Genomic DNA, 16,436 nt, shown 5'->3' on the forward strand with positions numbered 1-16,436 from the left:
TCAAGTGGGACGCGGCCAGGTAGGGTCAGGAAGCGTCCAGCTCCCCTTGGAGGAGGTGAGGACCGTGGCAGCCCACGACGACGACACCAACCGCGGCATCCGGCCGGGTCGAGGGTCCGAAGACCCTGCCGGTCAGGTCGCCTACCTTGAGCAGGAGATCGCCGTCCTGCGACGAAAGCTCGCCGACTCGCCGCGTCACACGAGGATCCTCGAAGAACGCATCGTCGAGTTGCAGACCAACCTCGCCGGAGTGTCCGCGCAGAACGAGCGCCTGGCCAGTACTCTCCGTGAGGCCCGGGACCAGATCGTCGCCCTGAAAGAAGAAGTCGACCGGCTGGCCCAGCCGCCCGCCGGCTTCGGAGTCTTCCTTGAGGCCAACGACGACAGCACGGCGGACATCTTCACCGGCGGCCGCAAGCTGCGGGTGAACGTCAGCCCCAGCGTGGAGCTCGACGAGCTGCGCCGCGGCCAGGAGCTGATGCTCAACGAGGCGCTGAACGTGGTCGAGGCCATGGCGTTCGAGCGCTCCGGTGACATCGTCACCCTGAAGGAGATCCTGGAGGACGGCGAGCGCGCCCTGGTGATGGGGCACACCGACGAGGAGAAGGTGGTACGGCTCGCCGAGCCGCTGCTGCACACCACCATCCGCGCCGGCGACGCCCTGCTCCTGGAGCCCCGCTCCGGGTACGTCTACGAGGTCATCCCCAAGAGCGAGGTCGAAGAGCTGGTCCTCGAAGAGGTCCCGGACATCGACTACACCAAGATCGGCGGCCTGGGCAACCAGATCGAGCTGATCAGGGACGCCGTCGAGCTGCCGTACCTCCACCCCGACCTCTTCAAGGAGCACGAGCTGCGGCCCCCCAAGGGCGTGCTGCTCTACGGCCCGCCCGGCTGCGGCAAGACGCTGATCGCCAAGGCGGTCGCCAACTCCCTCGCCAAGAAGGTCGCGGAACACACCGGCCGCCCCGCCGGCAAGAGCTACTTCCTCAACATCAAGGGCCCCGAGCTGCTCAACAAGTACGTCGGCGAGACCGAGCGGCACATCCGCCTGGTCTTCCAGCGGGCCCGCGAGAAGGCCAGCGAGGGCACCCCCGTCATCGTCTTCTTCGACGAGATGGACTCCCTCTTCCGCACCCGCGGCTCCGGCGTCAGCTCGGACGTGGAGAACACCATCGTCCCGCAGCTCCTCTCCGAGATCGACGGCGTCGAGGGCCTGGAGAACGTCATCGTCATCGGCGCCTCCAACCGCGAGGACATGATCGACCCCGCGATCCTGCGCCCCGGCCGGCTCGACGTGAAGATCAAGATCGAGCGCCCGGACGCCGAGGCCGCCAAGGACATCTTCTCCAAGTACCTCACCCGGACGCTGCCGCTGCACGCCGAGGACATGTCGGAGCACGGCGAGTCCGCCGAGGCCACCGTCGACGCGATGATCCAGTCCGTCGTCGAGCAGATGTACGCGGAGTCCGAGGAGAACAGGTTCCTCGAAGTCACGTACGCCAACGGCGACAAGGAAGTCCTCTACTTCAAGGACTTCAACTCCGGCGCAATGATCGAGAACATCGTGGACCGTGCCAAGAAGATGGCCATCAAGGCGTTCCTCGACCAGAACCAGAAGGGCCTGCGCGTCTCCCACCTCCTCGCCGCGTGCGTCGACGAGTTCAAGGAGAACGAGGACCTGCCCAACACGACCAACCCCGACGACTGGGCCCGTATCTCCGGAAAGAAGGGCGAGCGGATCGTGTTCATCCGCACCCTCGTCACCGGAAAGCAGGGCGCGGACACCGGCCGGTCGATCGACACGGTGGCCAACACCGGTCAGTACCTGTAAATGCGGCGATCCGGCTGCGGGGGGCACCACACGGCCGCCCGCAGCCGGACACGTATTTCCACGGGTGCAAACCGACCGGAGCAAAGACTGTAATGATCTCCCCACTGCCGCCAAGGCGTTCTAGGCTCTTCCGTACCGGCGCGCAGCGCAGCGCATCGCCGCCGCGGGGACCACACGTGCCGCAGACGCAGCGGTACTTGAGTTCCGTCCAGGGCTGCGGACGGTACCGGGCAAGGAGGGCCGCATGACCGTACGGCGAGTAATGGGCATCGAGACGGAGTACGGAATCTCCGTCCCGGGCCATCCCAACGCCAATGCCATGCTCACCTCGTCCCAAGTCGTCAACGCCTACGCGGCGGCGATGCACCGGGCGCGCCGCGCCCGGTGGGACTTCGAGGAGGAGAACCCGCTGCGGGACGCCCGCGGCTTCGACCTCGCCCGTGAGGCCGCCGACTCCAGCCAGTTGACCGACGAGGACATCGGCCTCGCCAACGTCATCCTCACCAACGGCGCCCGGCTCTATGTCGACCACGCCCACCCCGAGTACAGCGCCCCCGAGGTCACCAACCCCCGCGACGCCGTGCTCTGGGACAAGGCCGGCGAGCGCATCATGGCAGAAGCCGCCGAACGCGCGGGACAACTGCCCGGCGCGCAGCCCATCCTTCTCTACAAGAACAACACCGACAACAAGGGCGCCTCCTACGGCTGCCACGAGAACTACCTGATGAAGCGGGAAACCCCCTTCTCGGACATCGTGCGCCACCTCACGCCCTTCTTCGTCTCCCGCCAGGTCTTCACCGGCGCCGGCCGCGTCGGCATCGGCCAGGACGGCAACGAACACGGCTTCCAGATCAGCCAGCGCGCCGACTACTTCGAAGTCGAGGTCGGCCTGGAAACCACCCTCAAACGCCCCATCATCAACACCCGCGACGAGCCCCACGCGGATGCCGAGAAATACCGCAGACTCCACGTCATCATCGGCGACGCGAACCTCTCGGAAATCTCCACCTACCTGAAGCTCGGCACCACCGCCCTGGTGCTGTCGATGATCGAGGACAACTTCATCGCGGTCGACCTGGCCGTGGAACAGCCCGTGCGCACGCTGCACCAGGTCTCGCACGACCCCACGCTGCGCCACCAGGTCGTGCTGCGCAGCGGCCGCACGCTCACGGCCGTACAGCTCCAGATGGAGTACTGCGAGCTGGCGCGTAAATACGTCGAGGAGCGCTTCGGCGCGGACGCGGACGAGCAGACAAAGGACGTGCTCACCCGCTGGGAGGACACCCTCAACCGGCTGGAAGCCGACCCCATGAGCCTGTCCGGCGAGCTGGACTGGCTGGCCAAGCGGGAGCTGCTGGAGGGCTACCGCCGCCGCGACACCCTGGACTGGGACGCGGCCCGCCTCGCGCTGGTCGACCTGCAGTACGCCGACGTACGCCCGGAGAAGGGCCTGTACAACCGGCTGGCGGCCCGCGGCCGCCTCAAGCGGCTCCTGACCGAGGACGAGGTCCTGCGGGCCGTGAAGAACCCGCCGGAGGACACCAGGGCGTACTTCCGCGGCCGCTGCCTCGAACAGTACGCGGACGACGTCGCCGCCGCCTCCTGGGACTCGGTCATCTTCGACCTCCCCGGACGCGACTCCCTCCAGCGGGTCCCCACCCTGGAACCCCTGCGGGGTACCCGCAACCATGTCAAGGAACTGCTGGACCGCTGCCGCACGGCGGAGGAGCTGGTACGGGTCCTCTCGGGCGGCTGATCCGGGACGGACCGGGCTAAAGGTGGCGCGGAGGGGAATCATCCGGGTGGCCTCCGAGCGTTGAGAGAGCACCGGGCCGATGTCGGGCCCAGCTTGTAGGGTCGGATCTTGCAGGGCGACGCAGTCAGGACCATCGGGCGACACCGAGCGGGGTGAGGGAAATGGCGACCAAGGACACCGGCGGTGGTCAGCAGAAGGCCACGCGCTCCCAGGAAGAGGTCGAGGAGCAGGCGCAGGACGCCGAGGTCTCCGAGGACCTGAAGGAACGGCAGGAGAAGCTGTCGGAGGACGTGGACTCGGTCCTCGACGAAATCGACGACGTGCTCGAAGAGAACGCCGAGGACTTCGTGAGGTCCTTCGTGCAGAAGGGCGGCGAGTAGCCGTCCCGGGCGTCCGTCCGGGAAGCACCCGGGCGGACGCCCGGCAGCGGCACGGGTAAGGTCCGTGCCCAGCGCAAGTCACCGGCTCGGCCCGTGGGGGCGGGCCGCCGTACCCCCGGAAGGATTCGCGTGGAAGCCAACATCCGTGGCGCAGGGCGACTGCCGGCTGCCTTCCTCACGCCGGGCTCGTCCTCGTTTATGGACTTCCTGGGTGAGCACGCTCCCGCGGCGCTGCCGGGGAACCGGGAGCTGCCGCCCGTGAAGGGTGCCGTCGAGGCGCCGCACGGCACCACCATCGTGGCGCTGACCTTCCCCGGCGGGGTCGTCCTCGCCGGTGACCGGCGGGCCACGATGGGGAACATGATCGCTCAGCGTGACATCGAGAAGGTCTTCCCCGCCGACGAGTACTCCGCCATCGGCATCGCCGGCACCGCGGGCGTCGCGGTCGAGATGGTGCGGCTCTTCCAGTTGGAGCTGGAGCACTTCGAGAAGGTCGAGGGCGCCCAGCTCTCCCTGGAGGGCAAGGCCAACCGGCTGTCCACGATGATCCGGTCCAATCTGGGCATGGCCATGCAGGGTCTGGCCGTGCTGCCGCTCTTCGCCGGGTGGGACCCGGCGCGGGAGAAGGGCCGCATCTTCTCGTACGACGTGACCGGCGGCAGGACCGAGGAGCGGCGTTTCGCCTCCGTGGGGTCCGGGTCGGTGTTCGCGCGCGGTGCGCTGAAGAAGCTGTACACCGACGAGCTGACGGAGGCGCAGGCCGCCACCGTCGTCGTCCAGGCGCTGTACGACGCGGCGGATGACGACTCCGCCACCGGCGGGCCGGACCTGACCCGCCGTATCTTCCCCATCGTCACGTCCATCACCGACGAGGGCTTCCGCCGGCTGCCCGACGCCGAGGTCTCCGAGATCGCCCGCCTGGTGGTCGAGGGCCGGCTGGAGCAGCCCGACGGCCCGCGCGCGTCCGTGCTCTAGCGGGCGCGCGGCCCCACGAGATGTCTCCACGAGCAGAGAGGGACGGATAAGCCGGTGTCGACACCGTTCTATGTCTCACCCCAGCAGGCCATGGCGGACCGCGCGGAGTACGCCCGCAAAGGCATCGCGCGCGGCCGCAGCGTGGTCGTGCTGCAGTACAGCGACGGCATCCTGTTCGTCGCCGAGAACCCGTCCCGGGCCCTGCACAAGGTCAGCGAGATCTACGACAGGATCGCCTTCGCGGCGGTCGGCAAGTACAACGAGTTCGAGAACCTGCGCATCGGCGGCGTCCGTTACGCCGATCTGCGCGGTTACACCTACGACCGCGAGGACGTCACCGCCCGCGGCCTGGCGAACGTCTACGCGCAGACTCTGGGCACGATCTTCTCCAGCGGCGCGGAGAAGCCGTACGAGGTGGAACTGATCGTCGCGGAGGTGGGGGAGACCCCCGCCGACGACCAGATCTTCCGGCTGCCGCATGACGGTTCGATCGTCGACGAGCACGGTTCGGTCGCGGTCGGCGGCAATTCCGATCAGATCAGCAGCTATCTCGACCAGCGGCACCGCGAGGGCCTGACGCTGGCGGAGGGGCTGAAGCTGGCGGCGGAGTCGCTGGCGCGGGACAACAACGGCGGCGAGCGGGAGCTGACGTCGAAGCAGTTGGAGGTCGCGGTCCTCGACCGCAACCGGCCGCAGCAGCGCAAGTTCCGGCGGATCCTCGGCAGTCAGCTCTCCCGGCTGCTGGAGGAGGACGGCGAAGGACCGGCGGGTGCCTCCGGCGCGGATAACGCGGATGACGCGGATGACGCCGCGGCGGACGCGGACGGCGGCGCCGAGGGCGCGGCCACCGCGGACGGCGCCGCGGAGGAGCCGGGAGACGAGTCCGGCAAGAAGAAGTAGCGGTACGGCATCGACCGGGCGGGCCCAGCGACGGGCCCGCCCGTCGCCGTGTCCGGGCTCAGCCCTCCAGTCCTCCGCCAGCCCCGCGCCCCTTCCGGCGGCGCTATGCGCCCGGGGCCGGGGCCGTCGACGCGCGTACCGTCAGGCGGGCCGGGACCGTCGTGCTCCTTGCGCCGCGGCCCGCGAGGGCGTCGAGCAGCGCCGTCATGCCGGCCGCGCCGACGGTGCCCGCCGGGAGCCGCACCGTGGTCAGCTCCGGCTCGACGGCGGTGGCCAGCGCCAGGTCGTCGAAGCCGGTGACCGACACGTCGTACGGCACCCGCAGCCCGAGGCGCCGTGCACCCTTGAGGGCGCCGGCCGCGAGCAGGTCGTCGTCGCAGACCAGCGCCGTGGGCCGGTCCTCCGCCGCGGCCGTGAGCGCCCGCTGAGCCGCCGCGAGACCGCCGGCGACGGACAGCTCGGCGGGTTCGGTGCGCAGCCGCGCGCCCGGCACGGCGGCGAGCGCGTCGGCCAGCGCCCCGCCGCGGGCGGCGAAGGTCCAGGAGTCGATGGCGGCGGCGAGGCGGGTGATCCGACGGTGGCCGAGCCGCAGCAGATGCCAGGCGACCTGCCGCATGCCGTCGGCGACGTCGGCGTTGACGGTGGCGACGGCGCCAGTGTCGGCCGGGTCGCTGTCGAGCATGACGAGCGGGAGTCCGCCGCCGCGCAGGTTCCGCACGGCGTCGGTGGCCATGGAGGACGCGATCACGCCGTCGACGGCGGTGTGGGCGGCGGCGAAGGGGTCGCGGGCGGGGCCGATGCCTTCGGGGGAGGGGTAGAGCACGACGCCGAAGTCGTGGGCGGCGGCGGCGCGTGCGGCGCCGCCGTGGACCCCGGCGAAGAACTCGTTGGTGAGTGCGGGGACGACGAGGAGCGCGGTGCGGGTGCCGCCGGTGCGCAGGGTGCGGGCGGCGGCGTTGGGGCGGTAGTCCAGCTCGCGGGCGGCAGCGCGGACGGCGTCGGCCTTGGCGGCGGAGACGCGGCCGCGCCACTTGTCGCCGAGGACGAGGGAGACGGCCGCCTGGGAGACTCCCGCGGCGCGGGCGACGTCGCGGCTGGTGACGCCGCCGCCGCGGCCCGCGGCCGGCCGCGGGGCCGGCTCGCCCGCCGCCGCCGGTCCGGTGCGCGCCGCGGCGCGCCTTCCGTCCTCGTGCGCGCCCCGCATCGTGCCTCCTCGTCGCGTTCCGGCATACGGGGTCGACCCTCGCCCGTGTTACGTATAACCTACGACGTTATACGTAACACTTCAGCGTCTCGGGAGGGGCCGTGCTGCGGGGATACGCCGAGTTGCTGCGCGTCAGACACGTCGGCAGGCTGCTCACCGGGACGCTCGTCGGGCGGCTGCCGAACGCCACCGCCGCGTTCGCCATCGTGCTGTTCGTCCGGGCGGAAGGCGGCTCGTACACCCTGGGCGGGATCCTCTCCGGCGGCTACGGCCTCGCCACCGCGATCGGGCAGCCGCTCCTCGGCCGCGCCGTCGACCTGCGCGGCCAGCCGCGCGTGCTGCTGCCCAGCGCGCTGCTCTCCGCCGCAGGGATGGCCCTCTTCGCCGTCGTCGGCATCGATCCGCTGCCGCTGGCCTGCGTAGCCGTCCTGGTCGCCGGGCTCTTCACGCCGCCGCTGGAGGGCGCCCTGCGGGCGCTGTGGCCCAGCGTGCTCAAGCGCGGCGACCGGGTGCACGGGGCGTACGCGCTGGACGCCGTGGCGCAGGAGGTGATGTTCGCCGTCGCGCCGCTGATCGTCACCCTGCTGGTCGCCACCGCCTCCGAGTCGGCCGCGCTGCTCGTGCTCAACGCCCTGGGTGTGCTGGGCGCCCTGTGGGTCGTCCTGTCACCGCCCGCCCGCCGGTGGCGCTCCGAGCCGCGCGAGGCGCACTGGCTGGGCGCGCTGCGGGCCCGCGGGCTGCTGGTGATCCTCGGCGCCTTCTTCTTCGTCGGCGTCGCCCTCGGCGGTACGGCCGTCGCCTCCGTCGCGTACGCCGACGCCCGCGGCGACGACGCCATCGGCGGCTATCTCCTCTCCGCGCTCGGCGCCGGTGCCCTGGTCGGCGGCATCGTCTACGGCGCGCGGCAGTGGCCTGGCCGGGCCGAGCGGCGGCTGCAGTTGCTGCTGGTGGGCCTGGCGGTCGGCTATCTGCCGCTGATGCTCACGCCCGGCACGGCCGCCATGACGTTGCTCTCCGGTGTCGCGGGCCTGTTCCTCGCCCCGGCGCTCGCCTGCTCGTTCGTCGTCGTCGACCGGCACGCGCCGCGCGGCACGGCCACGGAGGCGTTCTCCTGGCTGGTCACGACCTTCGGTTTCGGCGCCGCCGCGGGCACCGCGATCAGCGGTCCCGCGGTCGAGCGCGGCGGCGAGACGGGCGGCTTCGCGGTCGTCGGCCTCGGCGGGGCGGCGGCGCTGCTGGTGCTGACCGGCTTCGTACGGGTTCTTGCGGGCACCGGCCGCCCGCCCCGACCGGCCGAAAAAGATCGAATCGGCGGAGCTGCACCCGGTTTCGAAACAGAGCGACAGGCGTAATGTTCAGTCATGGACCGCCGCATTTTCGGGCTTGAGAACGAGTACGGCGTCACGTGCACGTTCCGGGGGCAGCGCCGCCTGTCCCCGGACGAGGTGGCGCGCTACCTCTTCCGCCGGGTCGTCTCCTGGGGCCGCAGCAGCAACGTCTTCCTGCGCAACGGTGCACGCCTGTATCTGGACGTCGGCTCGCACCCCGAATACGCAACTCCCGAGTGTGACAACGTCATCGAGCTGGTCACCCACGACAAGGCGGGCGAGCGCATCCTCGAGGGCCTCCTCGTCGACGCCGAGCGCCGGCTCCACGAGGAGGGCATCGCCGGCGACGTCTACCTCTTCAAGAACAACACCGACTCCGCCGGCAACTCCTACGGCTGCCACGAGAACTATCTGGTGGCCCGGCACGGCGAGTTCTCCCGGCTCGCCGACATCCTCATCCCGTTCCTCGTCACCAGGCAGCTCATCTGCGGCGCCGGCAAGGTGCTGCAGACGCCGCGCGGCGCGGTCTACTGCGTCAGCCAGCGCGCGGAGCACATCTGGGAGGGCGTCAGCTCCGCCACGACGCGCTCCCGGCCCATCATCAACACCCGCGACGAGCCGCACGCCGACGCCGAGCGCTACCGCCGGCTGCACGTCATCGTCGGCGACTCCAACATGTCCGAGACGACCATGCTGCTCAAGGTCGGCGCCACCGACCTGGTGCTGCGCATGATCGAGGCCGGCACGGTGATGCGCGACCTGACCCTGGAGAACCCGATCCGGGCCATCCGCGAGGTCAGCCACGACATGACCGGGCAGCGCAAGGTGCGCCTCGCCAGCGGGCGGGAGGCGTCCGCGCTGGAGGTGCAGCAGGAGTACTACGAGAAGGCCGTGGACTTCGTCGAGCGCCGCGGTATCCGCACCGGCGTCGTCGAGCAGGTCCTGGAGCTGTGGGGGCGCACCCTGGAGGCGATCCGCTCCCAGGACCTCGCCAAGGTCGGCACCGAGATCGACTGGGTGATGAAGCACCAGCTCATCGAGCGCTACCGGGCGAAGAACAACATCACCCTCTCCCACCCCCGGATCGCGCAGATAGACCTCGCGTACCACGACATCCACCGCCGCCGCGGGCTGTACTACCTGCTGGAGAAGCGGGGCCAGGCCGCCCGGGTCTGCAACGACCTGAAGATCTTCGAGGCCAAATCGGTCCCGCCGCAGACCACCCGGGCCAGGCTGCGCGGCGACTTCATCCGCCGGGCGCAGGAGCAGCGGCGCGACTTCACGGTGGACTGGGTGCATCTGAAGCTGAACGACCAGGCGCAGCGGACCGTGCTGTGCAAGGACCCGTTCCGCTCCGTGGACGACCGGGTGGAAAAGCTGATCGCCGGAATGTAGGCGGGGCGCGCGGTGGGTGCGGGACGGATGTGATGACGGGGATCCGGGCGCGAAGGCCGTAGAGTGGCCGGAGCTGCCCGGACCCCCTACACGAGTTGGACCCATGACACATCGCAGAATGACCCGCATGGGGGCGGCGCTCGTCGTGCCCGCCCTGCTGTTCGCCGCGGCCTGTGGCTCCGAGGACTCCTCCGACTCGGACAACGGGGGGAAGACCGGCGCCGTGACCAAGGTCACGGGCGCCTTCGGCGAGGAGCCGAAGTTCGACGTCCCGGACGACGCCAAGGCGTCCGACGAGGCCGTCGTCAAGGTCCTCAGCGAGGGCGACGGCGCCAAGGTCGGCAAGGGCGACCAGGTCCGGCTGGACTTCGCCGGCAAGACCATGAAGGGCGACCAGGACCTGGGCAGCACCTGGGCGCAGCCCGCCGCGGGCGGCGGCGGTGGCCAGCAGGCCGGCGGCGCCGTGCACCAGCAGCTCATGGGCAAGGTCGGCGAGCCGAACCAGTCGCTGCCGCCGGACGTCCTCGACTCCGTCGAGGGGCACACCGTGGGCAGCCGCCTGCTGGTCGAGGGCACCGCGGGCGCGCTCGTCGGCGAGAGCCTGAACCCCGAGTCCGGCATCAAGAAGGGCGACGGCCTGGTCTGGGTTATCGACGTTGCCGGCGCCGGGAAGGTCGACGCCAAGGCCGGGCTGAAGGGCGAGTCCGCCGAGCCGCGCGAGGGCATGCCGGAGATCGAGGTGCCCGCGGGCAAGGCCGCGAAGATCACCATCCCGGACGGCGCGGACGCCCCGAAGGAGCTGCAGGAGCAGGTCCTCGTCAAGGGCAAGGGCGCCAAGGTCGAGGCGGGCCAGGGTCTCGTCGCCCAGTACACCGGCTACGCCTGGGAGGACGGCAAGAAGTTCGACGCCTCCTGGGACAACGCCGGCGCGGCCACCTTCCAGATCGGCACCGGCTCGGTCGTCGAGGGCTGGGACAAGGCGCTGGTCGGCAAGAAGGTCGGCGACCGGGTGCTCCTGGTCATTCCGCCCGACCTGGGCTACGGCAAGTCCAAGGGCCACGAACTGGAGAAGAAGACCCTCGTCTTCGTCGTCGACATCCTCGGCACGGTCTGACCCGCGGTCCGCGCGGCCGGCGCGGGCCCGGACACCCCGGGTGCGGTGACGACCACCGGCACCGGGAGCCGCCCGAGGGCCGCCGGCCGCCCCCCCGGGGAGGCGGCGGCACCGGCGCCCCGGGGTGTCTGCAAGACTTACGGCCCAGTCACCGACCACCCATGCGCGAGGAGTGTTCTTCCGTGAGCATCGACAAGCCCGAGGTCGACTTCCCCGAGGGCCCGCCGCCGGCCGAACTGGAGGTCCAGGACCTGTGGGAGGGCGATGGACCCGTCGCGAAGGCCGGTGACACCGTCTCCGTCCACTACGTCGGGGTCGCCTTCTCCAGCGGCGAGGAGTTCGACGCGAGCTGGAACCGCGGCAAGCCGCTGCAGTTCCAGCTCGGTGCCGGCCAGGTCATCCCCGGCTGGGACCAGGGCGTGGCGGGCATGAAGGTCGGCGGCCGCCGCCGGCTGACCATCCCGCCGCACCTGGCCTACGGCGAGGCCGGCGCCGGCGGCGGCCGGATCAAGCCCGGCGAGACACTGATCTTCGTCTGCGACCTGGTCGCGGTCTGACGGCACCGTCCGCACACAGCAGAGCGCAAGGCCCCCGCCGTACGGCGGGGGCCTTCGCTTTGGCCGCCGGGCCCAGGCGGAGTACCGTCGTCATCTGCGAACAGCAGCGACACGTGCGGTAAACGGTCGCCGGCGGCAGCCGCCCGCTGCCCCGGACGCGCAATAAGGAGACCCCCTCGATGGCGATCGCCAAGGCGGAGCGGCTGATGTGCCTGGCGCTGTGCCTGCTCGGCACCGGCCGCCCGCTCAGCAAGCGGGAGCTGCGCACGTCCATCGAGGCGTACGTGGAAGCCTTCGGACCCGGCCGCGGGACCGCGTTCGGCTCCGACACCTCCGGCGAGGACGCCTTCAACCGGATGTTCGAGCGCGACAAGGACGACCTGCGCGAGCTGGGCATGGTGATCGACACCGTCGAGGGGCTGGACGGCGAGCCCGGCTATCTGGCCCGCAGGGACAACAACCGGCTGCCGCCCGTCACCCTGGACGCGGAAGAGGCCGCCGCGCTCGGAGTGGCTGCGAAAGTCTGGCAGCAGGCCCGGCTCGCGGGTGCGGCCAGTGGCGCGCTGCAGAAGCTGCGCGCCGCCGGGATGCCGCTCGCGGGGGAGGGAGACGACCCCGAGGCCGGTGCGGTGGAGCAGGTCAGCGCGCTGGAGCCGCGGATTCCGGTGCGCGAGGCGGCGTTCGAGCCGCTGATGCTCGCCTGCCGGGACCGCCGGCCCGTCGTCTTCCCGTACCGCAAGGCCAATGCGGCCCGCCCGGAGGAGCGGCACGTCGAGCCGTGGCAATTGGAGTGCTGGCGGGGCCACTGGTACCTCGTCGGCCACGACCGCGGCCGCGACGCCGAGCGCGTCTTCCGGCTCTCGCGCATCACCGGACGGGTCCGCAACCGCGGCCGCGGCTTCACCGCCGAGGTGCCGGACCGGGTGACCGTACGCGAGACCGTCGAGCGCTGGGCCGGCGAGAGCGCGGACCGCTCGGCCCTGATCCGGCTGCGCACCGGCGCCGGCTACCCGCTGCGCGCCCGCGCGTACGGCATCCGCGAGGCGGTGCTGCCCGGCTGGGACGAGCTGGAGATCCCGTACGGGCACGGACTGGACGCCTGGCTGGTGGAGTTCGGTCCTGACGTGGTGGTCCTGGAGCCCGCCGAGCTGCGGGCCGACGTCATCGACCGGCTGCGTGCCGTGGCCAAGGGCTGAGGGGGAGCGGGGAGAAGTGGCCAGTGCCATCGACCAGACCCGGCGGATGCTGTCGCTGGTGACGTATCTGCGGGAGCGCAACGGCGCATACCTGTCGGACGTCGCCCGCGCCTTCGGTGTCACCGAGGACGAGCTGATCTCCGACCTGGACGTGCTGCCCATGTGCGGCACGAGCTTCCGCGGCGGCGATCTGCTGGACATCGACACCGACGGCGAGCGCATCTGGTTCCACAATCCCGAGTCCACCGGCACCGGCGAGCCGCTGCGACTGGCCGCGGACGAGGCCACCGCGCTGCTGGTGGCGGCCCGGGCCGTGGCCACTTTGCCGGGGCTGCGGGCCGGTGACCGGCGGGCGCTGCTGCGGGCCACCGCGAAGCTGGAGGCCGCGGCCGGCGAGTCGGCGGCGGCCAGCTCCAGCCTGTCGGTGACGTTCGAGTCCGAGGGCGGGGTCTTCGCCGAGGTGGACCGGGCGATCTCCGAGCGGCGCCGGCTGTGGCTGCGGTACTACTCGCCGTCCCGCGACGAGCTGACCGAGCGCGAGATCGATCCGATCCGGCTGGTCTCCGTCGGGCACACGTACGTGGAGGCGTGGTGCCGGCTGTCGGAGGCGCGGCGGACGTTCCGGCTCGACCGGGTCGCCGAGATCCGGATCCTCGACGCGCCCGCCGACCCGCCGCCCGTCGAGCTGCGCGATCTGTCCGAGGGCATCGTCCAGCCGTCCGCCGAGGACCCCGAGGTCGTCATCGAGGTGGGCCCGGGCGGGCGTTGGGTCGCCGAGTACTACCCGCACGACAGCGCGGAGGAGCTGACCGACGGGGGGCTGCGGATCTCGCTGCGGGCCCCGGACCCGGCGTCGCTGCGCCGGCTGGCGCTGCGGCTGGGGCGGGACGGGCGGATCGTGGCGCCGGGCGATCTTGCGGACAGCGCGCGCGAAGCGGCGGTCAAGGCGCTGGCCGCGTACGACGTTTAGTGCCAAGCTTAGTAATTCCGGCATAAGGCGCGTACCGTACGAATCGGTGATCGGCTCCTTCGGACGCCGGTGTCTTCCGGGGCCGCGGCGGCGGCTAGGCTTCGCCCATGATGTGGCCCATGACCGCCGTCGCGCTCGGCTTCCTCGGGCTCGTCGCCCTCGCCGTTCCGGCCCTTCGCGTCGGCCTCGAAGTGCACCGGCTCGCCCGCCGGCTGGACGACGCGGCGCAGCAGATCAGCCGTGCGACGCGGGATCTGGAACGCTCCGCGGCGGACGTCGCCCGGCGGGCGGGCTCGACAGGTGACCTCCCCGGATCGGATTTCGGGAGGTAGGCTGCAGGTCGCGGCTCCGGTGCGAGGCGGGGGCCACGATTGGTGTACGCCGGGGGATTGCCCGGAGTTCACCCCCGCGGGTTACGATCGATCACGCCCAAACCCACGCAGCCTCGGTGAGAAGGTAGACGCATATGTTCGGACGGCTCGGCCCTACCGAGATCATCCTGATTCTCGTCGTCGTCATCCTGCTGTTCGGCGCGAAGAAGCTTCCGGACATGGCCCGTTCGCTGGGCAAGTCGGCCCGCATCCTCAAGAGCGAGGCCAAGGCCATGAAGAACGAGGGCAAGACGGACGAGGCCGCTCCTGCGGACCCGCCGCAGCCCGCGCCTAAGACCATCCAGGCTGCCCCCGGCGACGTGACCAGCTCCCGTCCGGTCAGCGAGCCGCAGGTCAACGACCAGCAGCCGCAGGCTCAGACGCAGCAGCAGTCGCAGCGCTGACCGATCCGCAGGGGCACTCCGCGGCCGGAGACGGCCTCGCGGCACGAGATGAGGACGTGGGTTGCTAAGCGTTGCCCGCCGTAAGGAGCGCAAGGAGCGCGAGGAGAGGGACCCCGAGGGGCGCATGCCGCTCGCGGAGCACCTGAGGGAGCTTCGCGACCGGCTCGTCAAGGCCGTCGGGGCCATCCTCGCCGTCTGTATCGTCGCGCTCTTCTTCTATCAGGACATCGTCGACTTCCTGATGGACCCGGTGCTCGAATCCGTCGGCTGCCCGGACGACCTGAAGGCGTCCGACATCGGCAAGCAGGAGGACTGCGCCTCCTTCACGGTCAACGGCCTCATCTCGCCGTTCACCATCATGCTGAAGGTCTCCTTCATGACCGGCATGGTGGTCTCGACGCCGATCTGGCTGTACCAGTTGTGGGCGTTCCTCGCCCCTGGGCTGCACAAGAACGAGAAGAAGTACTCGCTCGGGTTCGTCGCCGCGGGCGTGCCGCTCTTCCTCGGCGGTGCCTTCTTCGCGTACAAGATCCTGCCGACCACGGCCGAGGTGCTGCTGGAGTTCACCCCGGAGAACGCCACCAACCTGCTGCCGCTGCCGGAGTTCATCGACCTGCTGACCCGCATGGTCGTGGTCTTCGGGCTCGCCTTCGAGCTGCCGCTCGTGCTGGTGATGCTGAACATGGGCGGGGCCGTCACCGGGCGCCGCATGCTCGGCTGGTGGCGGGCCATGATCTTCGGCATCGTCGCCTTCGGCGCCGTCGCCACTCCCAGCACCGACCCGATCGGCATGTTCGCGCTGGCCGGCCCGGTGATCGTGCTGTACTTCCTGGCGACCGGGTTCTCCCTGCTCAACGACCGCCGCCGGGCCCGTATCGCGGCCCGTGGGCCGGCGGACGACGAGGCGTCCGACCTCGACCTCACGCCCGAGGACGTGGGCGACGTGGAGCCCGTGAGCGCGTCGGCGACGCTGCCCGAGCAGTCCACCGGCGAGGCCGACAGTGCAGGTGGCGGCGGGAGCGGGGACAGCACGCCCCGCAGAAATGGTTACGACGACGCCACCTGAGCGCTAGGGTCACGCGGGTGACCAGCGATATCACCGTGTTCGTCAACCCCACCGCGGGCCGCGGCCGGGGTGCCCAGGCCGCCCCCGTCGTCACCGAGGCGCTGCGCGACGCCGGCTACGAGGTGACCACCGTCCAGGGCCGCGACGCCGCCACCGCGCTCGCCGGCGCCCGCGAGGCCGTCGCCGCGGGCACGGGGGCGCTCATATCGGTCGGCGGCGACGGGATGGCCGCCCTCGCGCTGCAGGCCGTGGCCGGCACCGAGGTGCCCGTGGGTATCGTGGCCGTGGGCACCGGCAACGACTTCGCCCGCGCCACCGGGCTGCCCGTGCGCGACCCGGCCGCCGCCGCGGAGGTCGTCGTGGGGGCCCTGGAGTCCGGCAGCACCCGGGCGATCGACCTGGGCAAGGCGGGGGAGACGTACTTCGGGACGGTGCTGGCCTCCGGGTTCGACTCCCGCGTCAACGACCGCGGCAACCGGATGAGCTGGCCGCCCGGGCGGTTCAAGTACGACGTGGCGATGGTCGCCGAGCTGGCGTCCTTCCGCCCGATCCCGTACAAGATGCGGCTCGACGACGGCCCCGAGACCGAGATCGAGGCGACCCTCGTGGCCGTCGGCAACGGCCCGTCGTACGGCGGGGGCATGCGGATCTGCCACGAGGCGCGGATGGACGACGGGCTCTTCGACATCACCGTCGTCGGCCGGTGCAGCCGGCGCACGCTGCTGCGGGTCTTCCCGCGGGTCTACAAGGGCACGCACCTGACCCATCCGGCCGTCACCGTGCACCGGGCCGCGCGGGTGTCGCTGAGTGCCGCGGACGTCACCGGGTACGCGGACGGGGAGCCGCTGGGGCCGCTGCCGCTGACCGCGGAGTGCGTGCCGGGCGCGGCCCGGGTGCTGGTGCGCTGAGCCTCCGGCCACCCGGAACGCCGCTGGTCGCGGCCGCCTGCCGTCCGGCTGACCTGGGACGGTCCTTAAAGATCGGGTGCG

16 protein-coding genes are annotated in these 16,436 nt (G+C 71.3%); 15 read left to right on the top strand and 1 reads right to left on the bottom strand.

What is annotated here, in order from left to right:
* The first annotated feature begins 64 nt into the window (after positions 1-64).
* The 5 genes from arc (at position 65) to prcA (ending at position 5,842) form a co-directional block, all read left to right on the top strand.
* Entirely contained in the window at positions 65-1,831 is a 1,767-nt protein-coding gene (arc, locus tag CXR04_RS30415) for a proteasome ATPase (protein WP_101425418.1), read from the top strand.
* A gap of 244 nt (positions 1,832-2,075) precedes the next feature.
* Positions 2,076-3,587, top strand: a complete 1,512-nt coding sequence (gene dop / locus CXR04_RS30420; protein ID WP_199850562.1) for a depupylase/deamidase Dop — start codon at positions 2,076-2,078, stop codon at positions 3,585-3,587.
* A gap of 161 nt (positions 3,588-3,748) precedes the next feature.
* Positions 3,749-3,967 carry a ubiquitin-like protein Pup gene (locus CXR04_RS30425; RefSeq protein WP_018836875.1) on the top strand — a complete coding sequence of 73 codons (219 nt, stop codon included), beginning with the start codon at positions 3,749-3,751 and terminating at the stop codon, positions 3,965-3,967.
* A 129-nt stretch (positions 3,968-4,096) separates the two neighbouring features.
* Positions 4,097-4,942: a proteasome subunit beta gene (gene prcB / locus CXR04_RS30430; RefSeq protein WP_101425420.1), complete on the top strand. Its 846-nt coding sequence runs from the start codon at positions 4,097-4,099 to the stop codon at positions 4,940-4,942.
* 54 nt (positions 4,943-4,996) lie between these two features.
* A complete protein-coding gene (prcA, locus tag CXR04_RS30435) occupies positions 4,997-5,842 on the top strand; it encodes a proteasome subunit alpha (protein ID WP_101425421.1) in 846 nt (281 codons plus the stop codon).
* Between the two features lie 103 nt (positions 5,843-5,945).
* Here prcA and CXR04_RS30440 read toward each other — a convergent pair whose 3' ends face one another.
* Complete coding sequence (locus CXR04_RS30440; RefSeq protein ID WP_101425422.1) at positions 5,946-7,046, bottom strand: LacI family DNA-binding transcriptional regulator; 1,101 nt, start codon at positions 7,044-7,046, stop codon at positions 5,946-5,948.
* A gap of 101 nt (positions 7,047-7,147) precedes the next feature.
* Here CXR04_RS30440 and CXR04_RS30445 point away from each other — a divergent pair, with 101 nt between their 5' ends.
* The 10 genes from CXR04_RS30445 (at position 7,148) to CXR04_RS30490 (ending at position 16,355) form a co-directional block, all read left to right on the top strand.
* Positions 7,148-8,398, top strand: coding sequence for an MFS transporter (locus CXR04_RS30445; RefSeq protein ID WP_101425423.1), 1,251 nt, complete (start codon positions 7,148-7,150; stop codon positions 8,396-8,398).
* 9 nt (positions 8,399-8,407) lie between these two features.
* A complete protein-coding gene (pafA, locus tag CXR04_RS30450) occupies positions 8,408-9,769 on the top strand; it encodes a Pup--protein ligase (RefSeq protein WP_101425424.1) in 1,362 nt (453 codons plus the stop codon).
* Between the two features lie 127 nt (positions 9,770-9,896).
* On the top strand, positions 9,897-10,883 hold the full coding sequence (locus tag CXR04_RS30455; RefSeq protein WP_101425425.1) for an FKBP-type peptidyl-prolyl cis-trans isomerase: 987 nt from the start codon (positions 9,897-9,899) through the stop codon (positions 10,881-10,883).
* Positions 10,884-11,065: 182 nt separating this feature from the next.
* Entirely contained in the window at positions 11,066-11,440 is a 375-nt protein-coding gene (locus tag CXR04_RS30460) for an FKBP-type peptidyl-prolyl cis-trans isomerase (protein ID WP_101425426.1), read from the top strand.
* A 179-nt stretch (positions 11,441-11,619) separates the two neighbouring features.
* Entirely contained in the window at positions 11,620-12,636 is a 1,017-nt protein-coding gene (locus CXR04_RS30465) for a helix-turn-helix transcriptional regulator (protein ID WP_047014841.1), read from the top strand.
* A gap of 46 nt (positions 12,637-12,682) precedes the next feature.
* Positions 12,683-13,606, top strand: coding sequence for a helix-turn-helix transcriptional regulator (locus CXR04_RS30470; RefSeq protein ID WP_101426688.1), 924 nt, complete (start codon positions 12,683-12,685; stop codon positions 13,604-13,606).
* Between the two features lie 107 nt (positions 13,607-13,713).
* Positions 13,714-13,938: a hypothetical protein gene (locus CXR04_RS30475; protein WP_101425427.1), complete on the top strand. Its 225-nt coding sequence runs from the start codon at positions 13,714-13,716 to the stop codon at positions 13,936-13,938.
* Positions 13,939-14,072: 134 nt separating this feature from the next.
* A complete protein-coding gene (gene tatA, locus CXR04_RS30480) occupies positions 14,073-14,381 on the top strand; it encodes a Sec-independent protein translocase subunit TatA (RefSeq protein ID WP_047014839.1) in 309 nt (102 codons plus the stop codon).
* A gap of 124 nt (positions 14,382-14,505) precedes the next feature.
* A complete protein-coding gene (tatC, locus tag CXR04_RS30485; protein WP_101425428.1) occupies positions 14,506-15,447 on the top strand; it encodes a twin-arginine translocase subunit TatC in 942 nt (313 codons plus the stop codon).
* Positions 15,448-15,464: 17 nt separating this feature from the next.
* Positions 15,465-16,355: a diacylglycerol kinase gene (locus CXR04_RS30490; RefSeq protein ID WP_101425429.1), complete on the top strand. Its 891-nt coding sequence runs from the start codon at positions 15,465-15,467 to the stop codon at positions 16,353-16,355.
* Positions 16,356-16,436 lie beyond the last annotated feature (81 nt).

The sequence above is a fragment of the Streptomyces sp. CMB-StM0423 genome (genome assembly GCF_002847285.1).
Lineage (GTDB): Bacteria > Actinomycetota > Actinomycetes > Streptomycetales > Streptomycetaceae > Streptomyces.

Bases quoted from the DNA above. Each gene is read 5' to 3' on its own strand.
- dop (WP_199850562.1), top strand. From the start codon at position 2,076: ATGACCGTACGGCGAGTAATGGGCATCGAGACGGAGTACGGAATCTCC.
- CXR04_RS30455 (WP_101425425.1), top strand. From the start codon at position 9,897: ATGGGGGCGGCGCTCGTCGTGCCCGCCCTGCTGTTCGCCGCGGCCTGT.
- tatA (WP_047014839.1), top strand. From the start codon at position 14,073: ATGTTCGGACGGCTCGGCCCTACCGAGATCATCCTGATTCTCGTCGTC.
- CXR04_RS30475 (WP_101425427.1), top strand. From the start codon at position 13,714: ATGATGTGGCCCATGACCGCCGTCGCGCTCGGCTTCCTCGGGCTCGTC.
- pafA (WP_101425424.1), top strand. From the start codon at position 8,408: ATGGACCGCCGCATTTTCGGGCTTGAGAACGAGTACGGCGTCACGTGC.
- CXR04_RS30425 (WP_018836875.1), top strand. From the start codon at position 3,749: ATGGCGACCAAGGACACCGGCGGTGGTCAGCAGAAGGCCACGCGCTCC.
- CXR04_RS30440 (WP_101425422.1), bottom strand. From the start codon at position 7,046: ATGCGGGGCGCGCACGAGGACGGAAGGCGCGCCGCGGCGCGCACCGGA.
- tatC (WP_101425428.1), top strand. From the start codon at position 14,506: ATGCCGCTCGCGGAGCACCTGAGGGAGCTTCGCGACCGGCTCGTCAAG.
- CXR04_RS30465 (WP_047014841.1), top strand. From the start codon at position 11,620: ATGGCGATCGCCAAGGCGGAGCGGCTGATGTGCCTGGCGCTGTGCCTG.
- CXR04_RS30470 (WP_101426688.1), top strand. From the start codon at position 12,683: ATGCTGTCGCTGGTGACGTATCTGCGGGAGCGCAACGGCGCATACCTG.